The organism is Myxococcus sp. AM009, assembly GCF_013372605.1.
GTDB lineage: Bacteria > Myxococcota > Myxococcia > Myxococcales > Myxococcaceae > Myxococcus > Myxococcus vastator.
This window is the reverse complement of record NZ_JABXEP010000359.1, coordinates 1-656: the sequence shown is the minus strand read 5'-3', so window position 1 is coordinate 656 and position 656 is coordinate 1. Positions and strand designations below refer to the sequence as shown.

General features: G+C 74.5%; 1 protein-coding gene. It reads left to right on the top strand.

What is annotated here, in order from left to right:
- Window positions 1-656 (top strand): glycosyltransferase family 2 protein (locus HV824_RS35860; protein ID WP_176425277.1); only part of this gene is annotated, 656 nt, incomplete at both ends.

Sequence of the window (656 nt, the reverse complement as noted above, 5' to 3'; positions counted from 1 at the left end):
AACGCGGGCCCGGGCGCCGCGCGCAACCTGGGCATCCAGGAGGCCCGCGGCGCCTATGTGGCCTTCCTGGACAGTGACGACCTGTGGTTCCCCTGGACGCTGGCCACGTACCGGCGGGTGCTGGAGGCGGAGGCGGGGACGTCGCTGGTGCTGGGCACGGCGGTGCCGTTCTCCCGGGCCGAGTCCCTGGCGTCCGTGGTGCGCGAGCCGCCCCAGGTGCTGCGCTTCGCGGACTATCTGGCCAGCGCGGAGGACCGGACGCCGCGCACCGCGTGCGTGCTGGCGGTGCGCACGGAGGCGCTGCGGCGCGTGGGCGGCTTCACCTCGCTGCGCATCAGCGGCGAGGACTACGACTTGCTGTACCGGCTGGGCACGGCGCCGGGCTTCGCCTGGGTGCGCGCCCCCGCGGTGGTGGGCTACCGCCAGCACGCGGGCTCCACGTCCACGGCGCTGGAGTCCGGCTACCAGGGCACGCGGTATCAATTGGAGCAGGAGCGCCTGGGGCGCTATCCGGGAGGCACGGCCCGCAGGCGTGAGCGGCTGGAGCTGCTGCTCTACAGCCTGCGCCACGTGACGCACTGGTTGCTGTCCCAGCGCCGCGTGGACCTGGCGCTGGACTTGTACCGGCGCGGCCTGCCGCTCCACCTGGCGGCGCC